This window comes from Pseudomonas sp. G5001 (assembly GCF_013385475.1).
In the GTDB taxonomy this organism is placed as follows: domain Bacteria; phylum Pseudomonadota; class Gammaproteobacteria; order Pseudomonadales; family Pseudomonadaceae; genus Aquipseudomonas.
The window spans coordinates 103062-119570 of record NZ_JACAPZ010000017.1; the positions used below are offsets into that span (position 1 = coordinate 103062).

Genomic DNA, 16509 nt, shown 5'->3' on the forward strand with positions numbered 1-16509 from the left:
CACGCTGGCCGAACGCAGGCTTCGGAACCCCGCAATAAGTTATCCGGCTATTGTTACTTCACCTGCCCGCCACACACCGGCCACTTATCAATAAGCACACTTGATATTGCAACTTCCCCCAACCTTCTATCTGAACAAACTCTGAACCAGTAACAATTTAAGTCATTAAACGTTGACATCCGGCAACTGCCTGAGTAAATTCCCCGTGCCTGCAACTCAGGGCCATTTTTCAACCTCACAAAAGAAGCCAATGGACACAGTATCTAGTCGTTGTCCGATCACCGTGAATGCGGCGAATCGGGCGCCAAACCCAGAAAAAATGACGGGACTCGCCTTTCCGGCCGAGTAAGCTGCGCTAGAGCCTGACGCTCCAACGTAACTGCCTCACCGGATGCCAGTCCGGTCCCGAGGTGTGTTATGACCTTTCAACTGATTGTTTTGCCTGATCTGCGTACGCTGGCTAACGCCCTGCGCGCCAAATTGTGCCGCGAGCCCGTAGGCTTTTCCCCTACCCGCAGCACCTTTGTGACCTCATCCCCCCGCGTGTGCCCGACTCCCCGGGCACACTGGCGTATCTGCCCCACCACCGGCCACCTGGTCCAGCAATGGGATCACGCCGACCCTCAAGACCCACAGAGACGGGACGTTTCCAGCCTGGTCGCGCAAGCGAGCCTGATGCTGAGCCTCTACGTGGACGCTCGCGCGGCATAAGCCAGCTGGAAACAGCAACTTCCTGATTATCCGTTACTTGATTAGCTGGAGTTCTCTATGGACGAAGCCAGTAGTAGCCCGCTGCGCGTTAGTTAACTAACGCGCTGTTAGCGGGCCTGTAGAAAGTTACCCAACACTTTATTTAAACCGATCGCGAAGTCAGCGACTCGGCATGCTTTCGCTCGCCTGTCATCAGGTAAGTACCGGGTATGTTTTGTCGAAAAATTGGCGACAGGAGTACACACAATGAGCGCAGTAAAAAACCCGAAACTGCACAAGAAAAACGGCACGGATACCGACACCAAGCTGTCGATGCGTGCCGCCCGCGAAGCCCAGAACGGCCTCTCGGCAACCCTCGCCAATGTCCGGGCAACCAAGGATGGCCTGACCGAACTGGATGCCTCTGCTCGCCTGCAACGTGAAGGCTACAACGAGGTGGCCCACGACAAGCCGCCTCACGCCATCGTGCAATTCCTCCAGGCCCTGAACAACCCGTTCATCTATGTGCTGCTGACCCTCGGCGCCATCAGTTTCTTCACTGACTACTGGCTGCCACTGCAGGCCGGTGAAGAAGCCGACCTGACCAAGGTCATCATTATCATGACCATGGTCATGCTCAGCAGCCTGCTGCGCTTCTGGCAGGAGCATCGTTCGGCCAAGTCCGCCGAGGCCTTGAAGGCCATGGTGCGCACCACCGCCACGGTGTTGCGTCGCGAGCAAGTGGGCTCCAAGCCGACCCTGCGGGAAGTGCCGATGCGCGACCTGGTGGCCGGCGATATCGTGCAACTGTCTGCCGGCGACATGATCCCGGCCGACATCCGCCTGATCGAGTCCCGTGACCTGTTCATCAGCCAGGCCGTGCTGACCGGCGAAGCCTTGCCGGTAGAGAAGTACGACACCCTCGGGGATGTGACGCAAAAATCCGCCACGTCCACGGCGGCCGACCAGGGCAACCTGCTGGACCTGCCGAACATCTGTTTCATGGGCACCAACGTGGTCAGCGGCCGGGCGAAAGCCGTGGTGGTTGCCACCGGCCCGCGCACCTACTTTGGCTCGTTGGCCAAGGCGATTGTCGGCTCCCGGGTGCAAACCGCATTTGACCGCGGGGTGAACAGCGTCAGCTGGCTGTTGATCCGCTTCATGCTGGTAATGACGCCGATCGTGTTCTTCCTCAACGGCTTCTCCAAGGGTGACTGGAGCGACGCGTTGCTGTTCGCCCTGGCAGTGGCGGTAGGCCTCACCCCGGAAATGCTGCCGATGATCGTCAGCGCCAACCTGGCCAAGGGTGCAACCGCCATGGCCAAGCGCAAGGTGGTGGTCAAGCGCCTCAACGCGATCCAGAACTTCGGTTCGATGGACGTGCTGTGCACCGACAAGACCGGCACCCTGACCCAGGACAAGATCATCCTCGAGCACCACGTCAACGCCTTTGGCAACCGTGATGATTCAGTGCTGACCCTCGCCTGGCTCAACAGCCATCACCAGAGCGGCATGAAGAACCTGATGGACCAGGCGGTCGTACAGTTCTCCGAGCAGAATCCGAAGTTCCAGGTGCCGTTTGCCTATAGCAAGGTGGATGAGTTGCCGTTCGACTTTATTCGCCGTCGCCTGTCGATCGTGGTCAAGGACGCGCAAAACGATCACCTGCTGGTGTGCAAGGGTGCGGTCGAGGAGATGCTGAGCATTTCCACCCACGTGATGGAAGGCGACGTGGCCGTCGAGCTGGATGATCGGCGTCGCAACGAGTTGCTGGCGATTGCCCAGGACTACAACGAAGACGGCTTCCGGGTGCTGGTGCTGGCCACCCGCAACATTCCCCAGGCACTCGCCCGCAAGCAGTACACCACGGCCGATGAGCGCAACCTGGTGATCCGTGGTTTCCTGACCTTCCTTGATCCACCAAAGGAAACCGCTGGCCCGGCGATCGCTGCCCTGCGCGAAATTGGCGTGGCGGTCAAAGTGCTCACCGGCGACAACGCCATCGTCACCAGCAAGATCTGCCGCCAGGTCGGCCTGGAGCCAGGCGTACCGTTGCTGGGGACGGAAATCGAAGCGATGGACGACGCCACCCTCAAGCTGCGGGTCGAGGAGCGCACGGTGTTCGCCAAGCTGACGCCGCTGCAAAAGTCGCGGGTGCTCAAGACCTTGCAGTCCAACGGCCACACCGTGGGCTTCCTCGGCGACGGCATCAACGACGCTCCGGCCTTGCGGGATGCCGACGTGGGCATCTCGGTGGACAGCGCGACGGACATTGCCAAGGAATCCGCCGACATCATCCTGCTGGAAAAGAGCCTGATGGTGCTGGAAGAAGGCGTGCTGAAAGGCCGCGAGACCTTCGGCAATATCATGAAGTACCTGAACATGACCGCCAGTTCCAACTTCGGCAACGTGTTCTCGGTGCTGGTGGCCAGTGCGTTCATCCCGTTCCTGCCGATGCTGTCGATCCACCTGCTGCTGCAGAACCTGATGTACGACATCTCCCAGCTGGCCTTGCCGTGGGACAAGATGGACAAGGAATACCTGGCCAAGCCACGCAAGTGGGACGCGAAAAACATTGGCCGCTTCATGATCTGGATCGGGCCGACCTCGTCGATCTTCGACATGACCACCTTTGCCCTGATGTGGTACGTGTTCTCGGCCAACAGCGTGGAAATGCAGACCCTGTTCCAGTCCGGCTGGTTCATCGAGGGGCTGCTCTCGCAAACCCTGGTGGTGCACATGCTGCGCACCCGCAAGATCCCGTTCTTCCAGAGCAACGCCGCATGGCCGGTGATGATGATGACCTGCATCGTGATCGGGCTGGGCATCTACGTACCGTTCTCGCCGCTGGGCGCGATGGTCGGCCTGGAGCCGCTGCCACTGGCGTACTTCCCATGGCTGGTGGGCACCCTGGTCGCCTACTGCTGCGTGGCACAACTGATGAAAACCCTCTACATCCGCCGCTTCAAGCAGTGGTACTGATCAACCGCCCCTGAAAGCGCTGGCTATCGGTAGATAGCCAGTGCACGCGGAGACAGACAATGAACACACTTATGAGCTACCTCGACAACGCTGCTCGCGCGCTGCTGGTGTTCGGCCTCGCCCAGGCGGCCAAGGCGGTGATGGTGCTGGGCGTACGGCTGTACGCGCGCAACGTGCTCAGCGCCGTGGAAATGCGCTTCATGCTGGGTTTTTCCAGCAGCTTGAACAGTACGTGCATCCGCTTGCTGCGCCCGCGTCGATAAATGGCAATACGCACTACAAGGAAAGATCACCATGCGCGTCTTGATCTGTGCAGGTCGTCATTACGCCGATACAAAAATGTCCCGCCAGGTGCTGGACGCCTACCACCGCCTGCGCCCGGTGCAGGTGTTGATCCACGGTGGCAGCCAGTTCCTGGGCAGCGACGTGGAAGACTGGGCCCGGGAAACCGGAGTGAATGTGGTGCGTTACCCACCCAACTGGCAACGCCATGGCAAGCAGGCCGAACGCCATCGCAACCAGTTCATGCTCACCGACAGCCGGCCCGACGTGATCATCGCGCTGCCCGGTGGCGACGACACCTCGGAACTGGTGAGCCAGGCCAGGGCCAGTGGCATCCATGTGCTGACTGTAGACAGCTGAATCAACCCTTATTGGAGTATCCAGGCATGAACGAAGAACCCCGTTGTAGCGGTACCCCGTTGCACACTTTTTTCTATTTGAAACACGGCGCGTCCCTGCCAAGTCCGGTCGGGGCGCGCCACCGGCTGTTGATCGAGGTTCACCATGTACAAGAAACACACCCCTGACGGTTTCGCCAAATACCGCAACCGCACCACCCACGTTACCTTCCATCCCCTGCCCGCCTCCAAGCTTCGGGCAGTGCGGCGCAACCTGATTTTCGTCGGCGTGACCGCGGGCATCATGCTGGTGCTCAGCCTGATGTCGAATGCCCATGCGGCAGGCGGCTCCTACGTGGTCGACGACGGCGCAATCAACGCCCCGGGCGAATGCAATGTCGACGCCTGGTTCACCGCCAACCGGCACGCGGGCTCAACCCACAGTGAAACCCTGGCGCCGGCCTGCACCTCCGCTGCCATTCCTTGGTTGCAGTGGACTGCCGCCGTGTCCCGGGCCAACCATGATGGCGACGGCGAAACCCAAGTGAATCCGCAGCTCAAGGCGCAGTTGTGGGCCCGGGAAGACCTGGGCCTGGAACTGGCCGCGTCTGCCGGCGTGCATTACGCGCTGAACCGCCAGCACTCGTTTGATGGCGCGGACTTGAATGTGCCGTTTACCTGGCAGCCCATGGAGGCCCTGCGGCTTAACTTCAACGCCGGCTGGAGCCACGCCTATAACGACGGCGACCAGACCCATCGGCCGACCTGGGGCACCGGGTTTGAATACAGCCTGATGGACTCATTGACACTGATCGCCGAACGCTACGGCCAGCAAGGCGGCGACCAGGCCTGGCAAGCCGGGCCGAGGATGCATATCGGCAAGAATGTGGACGTGGACCTGGTGGTAGGACGCAGTTTGATCGGGGATCAGCATCAATGGCTCACGACGGGGGCCACACTGCGGTTCTAACCCACAGACGATGATCCCTGTGGCGAGGGAGCTTGCTGTGGCGAGGGAGCTTGCTCCCGCTGGGCTGCGTAGCGGCCCCGGAATCTTTGGGAGCGCTTCGCACTCCAGCGGGAGCAAGCTCCCTCGCCACAGCAAGCTCCCTCGCCACAGGCTTGGTATGACCGTAAATAGCGATTTAAACCTGCCCCTTGGCCTGCTGCTCCAGATGCACCTGCAACGCAGGATCAATCTTCAACTGCGCCGCCAGCTCATCCAGATAATTGCGCTCCGCGTCCCGCTGGTCATCCACCAGCAGCACACTGACCAGGTACACCTCCGACGCCACCGCCGGGTCGCCGGCAAACTCGGCAAAATCCGCCGCATTCAACGGTTTGGCCACCTCGGCATCCAGCCACGCCTGCAATTGCGGGTCATCGGTGTGCTTGCCGATCTCGGCCGAGATCATCTGCTGCTCCCGCTCATCAATCTCGCCATCCGCCTTGGCTGCCGCGATCAATGCACGCAGCACGGCGTGGCTGTGTTCTTCGACCTGCGCGCCAGACAACTGGTCAACCGTCTGCAACGCCTGCTGCGGCGCCGACGCCTGTTGCCGCTGCCAGGCCTGATACGCCTGGAACGCCATCATCCCCAACGACGCCAGCGCCGCGTAGTTGGTGCCGCCGGTGCGCCCCTGAGGCGCCGCACGGGTTCCGCCAAGCATGCCGCCCAGGCCACCGAGCAAGCCACCAAGGCCGCCACCGCCTGAAGCCGAAGCAGCGCTGCCGCCCAGCAAACCGCCAAGCAAGCCGCCCAAACCACTGAGCCCGCCCTGAGACCCGGGTGCAGCGCCGCCCTGCTGGCTGGACGAGGCCTGGCCCGCCCGCAGCAATTGTTCCAGTAGATCGCCGGTATTCATGGTGTCACCCTCCCAGGGCGCAGAGTTCCAGATCAACAACAATAGCTGCGCTGCGCGAGAACACCATGACCGCCCGGCAGGCTCGCATTATCATGGCGACGCCCCCCCATCGAGGAACCTCACGTGACCCGTACCGAGCAGATTGCCTTGATGGCGACCTATAACCAGTGGATGAACCGCAAGGTGTATGAAGCGGCCCACGGCCTGAGCGACGAAGACTTGATTGCCGACCGTGGCGCGTTCTTCGGGTCGATCCTTGGCACGCTGAACCACCTCGCCCTGGGTGATCGCGTCTGGCTCAAGCGTTTCGCCGAGCATCCGGCAGGCTTTGCCGCGCTGGTACCGTTAGACGCGTTGGGGTTGCCGCCACGTCTGAATCAACTGGCCTTCGCCGATATCCGTGAACTGTCGGCCCACCGCGCCTGGCTCGACCAGCTCATCATCGACTGGGTGCAGTCGATCAGTGAGTCGGACCTGGATCAGCCCCTGCAGTACCACAACATGGCGGGCACGCCCATGAACAAGAATTTTCATGCACTGCTCGTGCACTTCTTCAATCACCAGACCCACCACCGAGGCCAGGTGACAACGCTGCTGACCCAGGCCGGGCGCGACGTGGGCGACACCGACCTGCTGGCGCTGATGGACTAGTTCAACCGCCGCTGTACTCGGCGTACGCCTGTATCAGCGCGGGGAAATTCTCCCTCTCCGGGAGCTGCGCAAAGCTGTGCTGCGCCGGGGTAGTCGCCCACGGCAGCTTTTCACTGGTCCAGGTTTCAATGAATGGCACATAGCCGCTGGCGTCATCCAGCATGGTGGGACGCAGGTTGATCAGATCTTCCACGCCATTGGGGCGGGAAAACATCCAACTCATGCAGTGGGGGCAGCAGTAGTGGCGGTCTACGCCATGCAACCCGCCGATCACCGGGTTGCCCTGGGTGATGGTGAATCCGTGGCTGGGGATCAGCGCGCTCAGCGAGAACGCGCTGGATGACATCTTCTGGCACCCGGTGCAGTGGCACGCCATGGTGATCAATGGTTTTTCGGTTACGGTAAAACGCACCCGGTCACAACGGCAGCCGCCTTCCTGGGACTCTTGATTGCTCATCTTCCACTCCAGTCACATTGTGTGTGTGACCGGAGGATAAACGAGCGGGTGCGTCGCGAACAGCGATGCCGGTTTCGTTACGGCACAAAGAAGTCCGTCGAAAATGCCAGGTCCTTTTGCGCTTCCAGTGCTGCCAGACGGTCGCTGAGCTGCTTGTGCATCACGGTGTAGGCGTCTGGCCCCAAGGCAATGCGCTTGGGCGCAGGGTGCTGGTCGACGCTGGCAAGCATGATCGCAACCATCTTGGCCGGGTCACCCGACGACACCGTCGTGCCGCCTTCGATCATCCGCCGTGCGTGGCTGGAAGGAGAACGGTCGTAGTCTTCCAGGCGTGGCGCCAGTTGCGCGCTGCGATAGCGAAAACCGGTGCGGGCGCTACCGGGTTCGATGAGGGTGCAGCCGATGTTGAAACAAGCCACTTCCTCGCCCAAGGCGTCGACAAAGCCTTCAATTCCCCACTTGCTCGCATGGTACAGCGAACCACCCGGGAAAACGGCCTGCCCGCCCATGGTGGACAGTTGCAGGATCCGCCCGCCACCCTGGGCCCTGAGGTGGGGCAGCGCGGCGCGCAACAGTTGAATGGAACCCAGCAGGTTGGTACCCAATTGATGCTCGATCTGCCGATCGGTCATCTCTTCTGCGGCGCCGAAAAGGCCGTAGCCTGCGTTACTGACCACCACCTCAATGGACCCCAGCGCCTTGAATGCCTGATCGACCACCCGGCGAATCGCCGGGGTATCAGTCAGATCCAACTCGGCCAGCCACAGCCTTTCGCCATGAAGCGCTCGCAGGTCCGCCATGCTCGCCAAATCCCGGACAGTGCCCGCAACGCGCTCCCCCCGTGCCAATAATTGCTCGGTCATCTCGCGTCCAAAGCCACTGTTGGCTCCGGTGATCAACCAAGTGCGTGATGTCATGATCAAACCCTCTGTAGTGACGTTGGAGACCCCAGCATATCCATCCGACCTAGACGATGAATGCGCTAGACTCCAATTTTTATAAGCAATCGTCTAAATCATGACTGATCCATTTTCCGAGTTGCTCACCTTCATGCAAGCCCGCTCCGTGATGTCCGGCGGCCTGGTGGCGGGCGGACGCTGGGCGATCGCCTTTCCACCGGCTACCCAATTGAAGTTCTGGGGCGTGTTGCGAGGGACGTGCTGGCTGAAGATCAAAGGCGAAAGCACGCCCATTGCGGTAAACGAAGGCGATGTGTTTCTACTGTCGGCCGAAAGGCCCCATGTCATGGCCAGCGACCTGAGTGCAACACCGGTGGATTTGCAACAGATCCTCGACAAGCGAGTGGGTGCCCTGGCGTATCACGGCGATGGGGATGAGTTCTTCATGATTGGCGGCAAGGTGGAACTCAGCCCTGACTCCGAACACCTGCTACGTGCAGCACTGGCGCCCTTCATCCATTTGAATGCCAGGACCCATGCGCTCGAAACACTGCATTGGTTGCTCAATCAACTGGTGCGTGAACGGGAGCATGATCGTCCGGGTGCAGCAGTGGCCTCATCGCAACTGGCGCACCTGATGTTCATCGAAATTCTGCGTTTGCATTTCGAAACCGCACCGCCGCTGTCCGGCAGTTGGCTGCGCGCCATGACCGACAAACGCCTGGCGCCGGCGCTGCGCCTTATCCATGGCGAGCCGGGCGAAACCAGGCCGTTGGAGGTACTGGCCAAGGCGTGTGCAATGTCGCGAGCCAGCTTTGCGGCCTACTTCAAGGACGTCGCCGGGGTCTCGCCGATGGCCTACCTCACCCAGTGGCGCATGCGTCTGGCAGCGCGGGCGCTGGCTGAGGGCAAACGCTCGTTGATCGAGCTCGCGCTCTCGCTGGGCTACAACTCCCAGAGCGCATTCAGCCATGCCTTCAAACGTGAGATCGGGCGCTCGCCGTTGCATTACCAGCAGGCGCTACGGGTGTCGACGGAGGCGCAATACCCTCAAACGAACGCATGGAGCAGCGAACTGTCATAAAAGACAGAGCGGTGAACATCAGCCAATGGCTGCCCCGCCCTGCCCGCGCGCATCAGCAGATTACCGATGCGACGCATCCCCCAAGAAGGAGACGCTTACATGGTCATTCACTTCAAGGTCGCCGGGCATCTTGCCTGCGGTCATCACGGCAACAACCTCCCTTCCAGCACCGAGCTGAATCGGGTCAAGTGCCGTACCTGCCGTAACACCGAAGTCTTCAAGGAAGCCCGCCGCACCCAACGCAACGCCGCTCGGCGTGCCGCGCGCAAGTCCAAAACCGCCCATGCCGCCGGTGACTGGCGCAGTGCCTGGACCCAGCGCCTGACCGACCTGCCAGGCCGTCAGCGCCTGCCACGCGGGTTCCACGGCCAGCCATTCGTTTAAGTTACGCAGCCGGGGCACGACGGTAAGCGGCCAACAGCACGCCCATCGTCATCAACAACCCACCCGCCCCACGGTTGAAATGCTGCAAATGTGCGGGCCGCATGCGACTGAGCAAGCGTGCCCCGCATACCGCGTAGAACATCATGATGCTGACATTGAGCACGCACAGCGCCAGCAACAGGCACGCGTACTGCGGCAGTTGCGCCTGGGTGCTGTCGACAAATTGCGGCAGGAATGCCGACATGAACAACAACGCCTTGGGATTGGAAATCGCCACCAGGAAACTGCGGGTGAAAATACTCGCCGAGCGGGTGCCGCCATCCTCACCTTCGCCCACCGATGGCAACGCCGCCTGGGGTGATCGCAACATCTGCCAGCCGATCCAGATGAGGTACGCCGAACCGATCCATTTCAGCGCCTGAAACAACCCTTCGCTGGCCGCCAGCAGCAATCCCAGGCCACACGCCACCGCCGTCACCAGCAACGCGTCGGCCAACACCGCCCCGGCCATGCCCCAGAACGCCGCCTGCAAACCATGGCGCGAACCATTTTGCAGGGCCAACAGAACCGTCGGGCCAGGTATCGCGATAATCGCGGCGCTCATCATGACGAACAGAAATAAGGTTGCCAGGGACATGACAGGTTCCTACGGGCTGATCAGCTGCGAATCATCCCACCATATCCACTGTGTGGCGAGGGAGCTTGCTCCCGTTGGGTTGCGTAGCGGCCCCAAAATCCTGGGAGCGCTTCGCACTCCAGCGTGAGCAAGCTCCCTCGCCACCGTTTATGTATTGCTCAAGCGAGACCCAATAAAAAGCCCCGGATTGACCGAGGCTGTTGAGGGCTCATGCATCATTGGCGACCGGCCTCGACCGTGCCTTGTAACCCGGTAGCGCCGCGGCATACGCCAGCGCCTGCTCACGGGAACCGAAGGATGCCAGGCGATCAGCCTTGGTACAGACGCGCCACGGGCCGCTGTTGACCTGCACGATGTCATAACCGTTGAGATGCAGCTTGTTCAGCATGGGAGTGCTCATAGTCACCTCTCTCTCCAGAGATAATCCAGGTGTTTGCCCGGTCTACCATACACCCGCTGACGACGAGGCAGCCTACCGGACGTCGAGTCAGCGGTAGGCTGGCAACCCCCATCGCGCGAGGTCAAACGCCTCCAGGCTCAGCAGTCTTCCATCCGCATGCAGGAACTTCTCCTGCGGCATCGCCGGGTCCGGGATGGCCACGGCGTACATCCCGGCCGCCTTGGCCGCAGTGATGCCAAATGGCGAATCCTCGAACACCAGGCATTCAGCGGGCGTCACTCCCAGTCGCTCGGCAGCCACCAGGAAGATATCCGGCGCCGGCTTGGCAGCGCCTACCTGGGGGTCATCGGCGGTGACGATGGCATCGAACAAGCAGAACCAGTCGCGGTGCAAGGTGGTTTTCAGTTCGAAATAGTGCCGCGACGAACTGGTACCCACCGCAATCGGCACACCGTGGGCCGACAAATGCCGCACCAGCGCCTGGGCCCCGGCCATGGCCGCCGCCTGGGGAAACCGCGCATTCATCAATGGTGTGCGTTCCTGCAAGAACGCCTCGGGGCTCATCGGCAAGCCCACGGCCTGCACGATATAGCTGGCCAGTTCATAAGCCCCCAGGCCGATGGTGTTCTGCTTCATGCTCCAGTCAAAGGTGCGGCCGTAGCGGTCGGCAATCAGTTGGGTGACTTCGGTGTAGATGCCTTCGGTGTCGAGCAGCAGGCCGTCCATGTCGAAGATCACGGCCTTGATCGGCGCGGGTAGCGGTGCATTCATCACGGTGTCCTCAGGTGCGCCCGGCGTAATGGTCGATCAAGCGGTTGAGCAAAATCGCCAGCACGATGATCACCCCGGTGATCGCCATCTGGTAGAACGAGCCCAGCCCCAGCAGGTTGAAGATATTGCGCAACACCTGCAGCAGCATCACCGCCACCGCCGTGCCTACCACGCTGCCGCGCCCGCCGAACAGGCTGGTGCCACCCAGCACCACGGCGGCAATTGCATCCAGTTCCAGCCCCTGGGCTGCGGTCGGTTGGCCGACGTGCAGGCGTGAGGTCATCAACAAGCCGGCGAATGCTGCCAGGCCGCCGCAGATGGCGAACACCGCAATCGTCACCGCCCGCACCGGCACGCCGGACAGCCGCGCAGCCTCCAGGTTGCCGCCGGTGGCCAGCACATACTCGCCAAACACCGTGTAGCGCAGCACCAGCCAGGCGATGACGGTGATCAGGATAAAGATCAGCCCCAGCACCGGAAACGCAATGCCAGCGCTGGGCCAGATGTCGATCATGGCCGAGCCGAACGAGGTGAAGCTGGCCGGCAATCCGCCAATCGGCGCACCGTCGGATGCCAGGAAGGTGGCCCCGCGCAGCGACACCAGCCCGGCCAGGGTGATGATAAAACTCGGCACCTTGCCAAAGACCGTGAGGCTGCCCATCAAGGTGCCGATGGCCAGTCCCACCAGCAACGTGGCCGGCACCGCCAGCCAGCCGCTGACCTGCTGCTGCAGGAGCACCGCCACCAGGATCCCGCCGAAGGCACACAGGCTGCCCACCGACAGGTCGATATTGGCCGTAAGGATAACGAAGGTCATGCCGATGGCGATGATCCCGACAATCGCCCCCTGCTGGAACAGGTTGGCGATGTTGCCGAAGGTCAGGAAGTCGTCCGACAGGAACGTCGCCACCACCACCGCAAACAGGAAAATGAACACAAAGTTGTAGCGCATCACCCACTCCAGCACCGCACTGCGACGGCGGCTGGTGAGGGTGACGGGCTTATCGAAAACCGGGCTTGGGTTGCTTGCAATAGTCATGGTTCTACACTCGTTCTACCGATAAGGATGGCCTGGTCGATCTGGTCGCGACTGGCAGTCAAGGGGTCGAAACACAGCGCGTTGCGCCCCTCATGCATCACCCAGATGCGGTCGCAATTGACGTACAACTCGTCCAGCTCGCTGCTGGCGACCAGCACCGCCGCCCCTTCCTGCGCCAGGCTGCGGGCCAGGGCATAGAGGTCGGCCTTGGCGCCGACATCCAGGCCACGACTGGGCTCGTCCAGCAGCAACAGGCGCGCGCCGTCGATCACCCACTTGGCCATGACCACCTTCTGTTGATTGCCGCCGGAGAGCTGGCGTACCGGTTGCTCAAGGTTGTCGAGCTTGGTCTGCAAGCGCTGCAGCACCGGGCCGGCGCGGTCCTTGGCCTGGCGATGGGAAAACCAGTTCAAGTGCCGGGTGTGCACCAGGCAGGCATTGCGGTAGATCGGCGCATCCAGCAGCAGGCCTTCGGTCTTGCGGTTTTCCGGCACCAACCCGACGCCCTGGCGGATCGCCTGGCGCGAAGTTTGCGGCTGATAAGGCTGGCCAAACAGTTCAACATCGCTGTCGTTGCGCCCCACGCCAAACAAGGCTTTGAGCAACGTGCTGCGCCCTGCCCCGTTAAGCCCGGCAAGCCCGACAATTTCGCCCTGGCGCACTTCCAGCCCCTGCACGTCCAGGCCCTGCTCGCCTTGAAGGCGGCGAATATTCAGCGCCAGGTTGTCCCGCGGCGCCTGACGCGGGCTGCGTTCCAGCAGGTCGCGGTGCTCGCCGACCACGGCGGCGATCAGCGCCTGGTCGTCGATCTGCGCCAGCTCGTGGGTTTGCAGGGTTCGCCCGGCACGCAGCACCGTGACCCGGTCGCCGATCTCGCGAATTTCATTCAAGCGGTGGCTGACATACAGCACCGCCACACCCGCCGCAGTGATCTCGCGAATCACCTGGAACACCCGCTTGAGTTCGGTCTCGTTCAGCGCCGCCGAAGGCTCATCCATCACCACCAGCCGGGCCTCACAGGTCAGTGCCCGGGCGATGGCCGCCAATTGCTGGTTGGCAATCGACAGGCTGCCCACCCGGTCGGAACTCGAGAAGTTGGCCCCGACCCGCAACAGTGCGGCCTTGGCCAACGCACTGCGCTTGCCCCGGGAAATAATCCCGAAGCGCTGGGGCGCATAGCCGAGCATCAGGTTCTCTTCGACGGTCATCTGCGGGATCAGGTCGAGCTCCTGATAGATCATCGCGATCCCGGCCTGGCGCGCCTGTTGCGGATTCTTCAGTTCCACCCGCCGGCCCGCCACCGACATCTCGCCGCCATCCGGGCGATGGGCGCCAGCGACGATTTTCAACAGGGTACTTTTGCCCGCGCCATTGGCACCCAGCAGGCAATGCACCTCACCGGGCCGAACGTCGAGGGAGGCATCGGTCAGCGCCACCACATTGGGCGGAAAACGCTTGCTGACATGACGGATATCCAGGGCCAACTCACTCATGATCCTGCTCCAGCAAATAGCGGGCGGTGGCCGCGTCGGTGGCCAGCACATTGACATAGCCGGCCTTGACGCTGGCGTGGACGATGCGGTGCTTTTGCGCGCCAACGCACACGGCAATGGACCAGGCCTTGTCGCGCAAGGCGGCCAACGGCAGGCCCAGGGTGCGGGCGTCGAGTTCGGGCATCACCGGTTCACCGTCCATGCCGATAAAGCGGCCCATGATGTCGCCGACGGCGCCCAGGCGTTCCAGCTCTTCGAGCAATGGCCGGTCGATGTAACCCGACTCCATCAACACCGAATGATCAGACAACTCCCCCAGGCTGAAACACGCCACCGGCGCCTGTTGCCCGAGGCGCAATACCTGGGCGATCACCGGGTCCTGCTCCAGCGCCTCGCGGGTATGCACATGCCCGAGAATCGCCGGCACCGGCAGCAACGTGGCCTGGCCACGGGCAGCCTGGGCGAAGCGCTCGGCGACGTTATGGCTGGACTCGCCCATCGAACGGGTATTGATCGCGCCGTTCAGCAGCACCACGTTGACCCCCTCGTTCCAGCGCGGCACCAGCCACTGGGCCATTTTGGTCAGGGTGCGGCCCCACGACACGCCGATCAGCGCCGGCATCGGCTGCAAGTTGCACAGGTAACGGGCGGCGGCCTGGGTCACCACGTTCAGCGCGGTGTCGGCATCTTCCACATCCAGCACCAATGCTTCACGCAGGCCGAAACGCCGTTGCAAGGCCACTTCCAGCTGCGGCAAGCGCGCCGAGCGAGCGACGATATCGATGCGCACCACCCCGCAATCCCGCGCCTCGCGCAGCAAGCGGCTGACTTGCCAGCGGGTCAGGCCGGTCTCCCGGGAGATATCGCTTTGGGTCTTTTCCAGGTCGTAATACAGCTTGGCCACCTGGACCATCAAGTCATCGCGCTGGGAATCGGCCGACAACCGCGTGGCAAACGTTTCTTCAGGATGGGCGCTCATGCTGCCGGCCTTACGCCGAGCGTGCGGTTCGCCGGTGGCTTGCAACTGATGGGCGCGACGCTGTCGGTGGCGGCGCGGTAGCGGCCCAACAGCTCGATGTATTGCTCGTGGGCGTAAGGGTCGGGCTCGATCAGCCGGCCGATGGTGGTGAAGTCGGTGGCCGCTTCCTGCAAGGTGCCGAACTCGCCGAGGGCGCAGGCGGCAGCGGCGGCGGTGCCGATCAGGGTGAGGTTATCGTGGGGCACCATTTCGAACGGCACACCGGTGGCATCAACCGTGGCCTGCAACCACAACGGGTTCTTCTGGAAACCACCGGTGGCGACCACACGGGTGATCTCGATGCCCTCGGAGCGCCAGGTGTGAAAGATGTTCGCCGAGCCCAGGGCAATCGCTTCCACCGAGGCGCGGTACAGGTCATGCCGGTCATGGTTCAGCGACAGGCCCATGATCGCGCCGCGCATGTCCGGTGAGCGGTACGGTGTACGGTTGCCCATCCAGTAATCGAGCACCAGCAAGCCGGTGGAGCCGGGCTGCAGTTCTGCGGCCTGGCGGATCAGGCGCTGGTGCCCGGCATCGTCGAGGCCGAACATCTTTTGCGCCAGCCAGTTGAGGATCGAACCGGCGGAGACTTGCCCGCCTTCCATCAACCATTGGCCGTCGAGCAAGGCGCCGGGGTACGGGCCCCAGATGCCCGGTACGTCGATGCGTTGCGGGGTGTGCATCAGTTGCACCACCGAGGTACCGCCGATAAACAACAGCTCGCCGGCGCCAGTGGTGCCGGCACTGAGCATTGCCATGTGGGCGTCGATTCCGCCCTGGGCCACCAGCGTGTCGCGGCTCAGGCCCAGATGATTGGCGGCATCGGCGCTCAAAGGGCCGATCCGCCCGCCGACCTTGATCACTTCCTGAGGGAGTTTTTGCGCCAGTTCAGGCACGCCCAGTTCGGCGTACAATTCCACCGGAAAACGCTGCTGCAGGGTGTCGTAATTCCACTTGCAACTGGCATTCAATTGGGAGGCGACCCAGCGCCCGGTCAATTGAAAGTTGATCCAGTCCACGGCCTCGCAAATACGCTCGGCGCGCTGGTAAACCTGAGGCTCGTGCTCGGCCAGCCACATGGCCTTGGGCACCAGCCATTCCACCGCGTCACCGCCCTGGTTCATCATCGGGTGGCTGACGTGGGCCGTGCGAGCCGACTCGGCAGCGGCGCGGCAATCCATCCATAACAACGCCGGGGCCAGGGGTTGGCCGTCCGCCTGGGCAACCACCACGGTGGAGGCTGTGGTGGCGACGCACACCGCCGCCACCTGCGGGTGCCCGGCCTGGGCCATCAACTGCCGGCAGGCCTTGCCCAGCGCCGACCACCAGTCCGCCGGCGCCTGCTCGGCCCAACCCAACTGCGGGTATTGCGTGGCATACGGCGCCTCGGCGACGTGTACCAGTTTGTGGCTGTGCAGGTCATACAAACCAGCCCGCACCCCACCTGTTCCGAAATCCAGTCCCAACAACAAGGTCATCGGTAGTTCTCCTGCGTCTTGTAACAACGCTTTTTGTTTTA

The 16509-nt window shown here is 62.3% G+C and carries 18 protein-coding genes; 8 read left to right on the forward strand and 10 right to left on the reverse strand.

Annotated features, from left to right (window positions below; all coding sequences use genetic code 11):
- The first annotated feature begins 417 nt into the window (after nucleotides 1-417).
- The 5 genes from HX805_RS15415 to HX805_RS15435 all read left to right on the forward strand — a co-directional run bounded on the left by HX805_RS15415 (nucleotide 418) and on the right by HX805_RS15435 (nucleotide 5262).
- Nucleotides 418-711, forward strand: coding sequence for a hypothetical protein (locus HX805_RS15415; RefSeq protein ID WP_003219143.1), 294 nt, complete (start codon nucleotides 418-420; stop codon nucleotides 709-711).
- Between the two features lie 246 nt (nucleotides 712-957).
- The gene (gene mgtA / locus HX805_RS15420) at nucleotides 958-3672 is read left to right on the forward strand and encodes a magnesium-translocating P-type ATPase (RefSeq protein WP_023658814.1); all 2715 of its coding nucleotides are present in this window, start codon (nucleotides 958-960) and stop codon (nucleotides 3670-3672) included.
- Nucleotides 3673-3731: 59 nt separating this feature from the next.
- Complete coding sequence (locus tag HX805_RS15425) at nucleotides 3732-3935, forward strand: hypothetical protein (protein ID WP_256343952.1); 204 nt, start codon at nucleotides 3732-3734, stop codon at nucleotides 3933-3935.
- A gap of 31 nt (nucleotides 3936-3966) precedes the next feature.
- The gene (locus HX805_RS15430) at nucleotides 3967-4314 is read left to right on the forward strand and encodes a DUF2493 domain-containing protein (RefSeq protein ID WP_177028285.1); all 348 of its coding nucleotides are present in this window, start codon (nucleotides 3967-3969) and stop codon (nucleotides 4312-4314) included.
- A 144-nt stretch (nucleotides 4315-4458) separates the two neighbouring features.
- The gene (locus tag HX805_RS15435; protein ID WP_087693912.1) at nucleotides 4459-5262 is read left to right on the forward strand and encodes a hypothetical protein; all 804 of its coding nucleotides are present in this window, start codon (nucleotides 4459-4461) and stop codon (nucleotides 5260-5262) included.
- Between the two features lie 175 nt (nucleotides 5263-5437).
- On the opposite strand, the gene HX805_RS15440 is transcribed toward HX805_RS15435, so the two are convergent.
- Complete coding sequence (locus HX805_RS15440; RefSeq protein WP_177035509.1) at nucleotides 5438-6157, reverse strand: tellurite resistance TerB family protein; 720 nt, start codon at nucleotides 6155-6157, stop codon at nucleotides 5438-5440.
- A 123-nt stretch (nucleotides 6158-6280) separates the two neighbouring features.
- Here HX805_RS15440 and HX805_RS15445 point away from each other — a divergent pair, with 123 nt between their 5' ends.
- Nucleotides 6281-6808, forward strand: coding sequence for a DinB family protein (locus HX805_RS15445; RefSeq protein ID WP_134326561.1), 528 nt, complete (start codon nucleotides 6281-6283; stop codon nucleotides 6806-6808).
- A 1-nt stretch (nucleotide 6809) separates the two neighbouring features.
- Here the strand turns inward: HX805_RS15445 and HX805_RS15450 are convergent, their stop codons facing one another.
- Together HX805_RS15450 and HX805_RS15455 are read right to left on the reverse strand one after the other, a co-directional pair.
- On the reverse strand, nucleotides 6810-7265 hold the full coding sequence (locus HX805_RS15450) for a GFA family protein (protein WP_003207766.1): 456 nt from the start codon (nucleotides 7263-7265) through the stop codon (nucleotides 6810-6812).
- A 77-nt stretch (nucleotides 7266-7342) separates the two neighbouring features.
- Complete coding sequence (locus tag HX805_RS15455; RefSeq protein ID WP_177049027.1) at nucleotides 7343-8182, reverse strand: SDR family oxidoreductase; 840 nt, start codon at nucleotides 8180-8182, stop codon at nucleotides 7343-7345.
- Between the two features lie 100 nt (nucleotides 8183-8282).
- Between HX805_RS15455 and HX805_RS15460 the strand changes: the two genes are divergently transcribed.
- Both HX805_RS15460 and HX805_RS15465 read left to right on the forward strand, forming a co-directional pair.
- Entirely contained in the window at nucleotides 8283-9248 is a 966-nt protein-coding gene (locus HX805_RS15460) for an AraC family transcriptional regulator (protein ID WP_102368998.1), read from the forward strand.
- A 99-nt stretch (nucleotides 9249-9347) separates the two neighbouring features.
- Nucleotides 9348-9632 carry a hypothetical protein gene (locus HX805_RS15465; RefSeq protein WP_003207761.1) on the forward strand — a complete coding sequence of 95 codons (285 nt, stop codon included), beginning with the start codon at nucleotides 9348-9350 and terminating at the stop codon, nucleotides 9630-9632.
- Between the two features lies 1 nt (nucleotide 9633).
- Here HX805_RS15465 and HX805_RS15470 read toward each other — a convergent pair whose 3' ends face one another.
- The 7 genes from HX805_RS15470 to HX805_RS15500 form a co-directional block, all read right to left on the reverse strand.
- The gene (locus HX805_RS15470; RefSeq protein ID WP_177117015.1) at nucleotides 9634-10269 is read right to left on the reverse strand and encodes a LysE family translocator; all 636 of its coding nucleotides are present in this window, start codon (nucleotides 10267-10269) and stop codon (nucleotides 9634-9636) included.
- A gap of 208 nt (nucleotides 10270-10477) precedes the next feature.
- A complete protein-coding gene (locus HX805_RS15475; protein ID WP_023658809.1) occupies nucleotides 10478-10669 on the reverse strand; it encodes a hypothetical protein in 192 nt (63 codons plus the stop codon).
- A gap of 87 nt (nucleotides 10670-10756) precedes the next feature.
- On the reverse strand, nucleotides 10757-11440 hold the full coding sequence (locus HX805_RS15480) for an HAD-IA family hydrolase (RefSeq protein ID WP_177028280.1): 684 nt from the start codon (nucleotides 11438-11440) through the stop codon (nucleotides 10757-10759).
- Nucleotides 11441-11450: 10 nt separating this feature from the next.
- Nucleotides 11451-12479, reverse strand: a complete 1029-nt coding sequence (locus HX805_RS15485; RefSeq protein ID WP_003207754.1) for an ABC transporter permease — start codon at nucleotides 12477-12479, stop codon at nucleotides 11451-11453.
- Nucleotides 12476-13972, reverse strand: coding sequence for a sugar ABC transporter ATP-binding protein (locus tag HX805_RS15490; protein ID WP_003207752.1), 1497 nt, complete (start codon nucleotides 13970-13972; stop codon nucleotides 12476-12478). Before HX805_RS15490 ends, HX805_RS15485 begins: the two co-directional genes overlap by 4 nt.
- Nucleotides 13965-14951, reverse strand: coding sequence for a sugar-binding transcriptional regulator (locus tag HX805_RS15495; protein ID WP_102606040.1), 987 nt, complete (start codon nucleotides 14949-14951; stop codon nucleotides 13965-13967). The genes HX805_RS15490 and HX805_RS15495 overlap by 8 nt, the downstream gene beginning before the upstream one ends.
- Nucleotides 14948-16468 carry a ribulokinase gene (locus tag HX805_RS15500; RefSeq protein ID WP_177117016.1) on the reverse strand — a complete coding sequence of 507 codons (1521 nt, stop codon included), beginning with the start codon at nucleotides 16466-16468 and terminating at the stop codon, nucleotides 14948-14950. The genes HX805_RS15495 and HX805_RS15500 overlap by 4 nt, the downstream gene beginning before the upstream one ends.
- Nucleotides 16469-16509 lie beyond the last annotated feature (41 nt).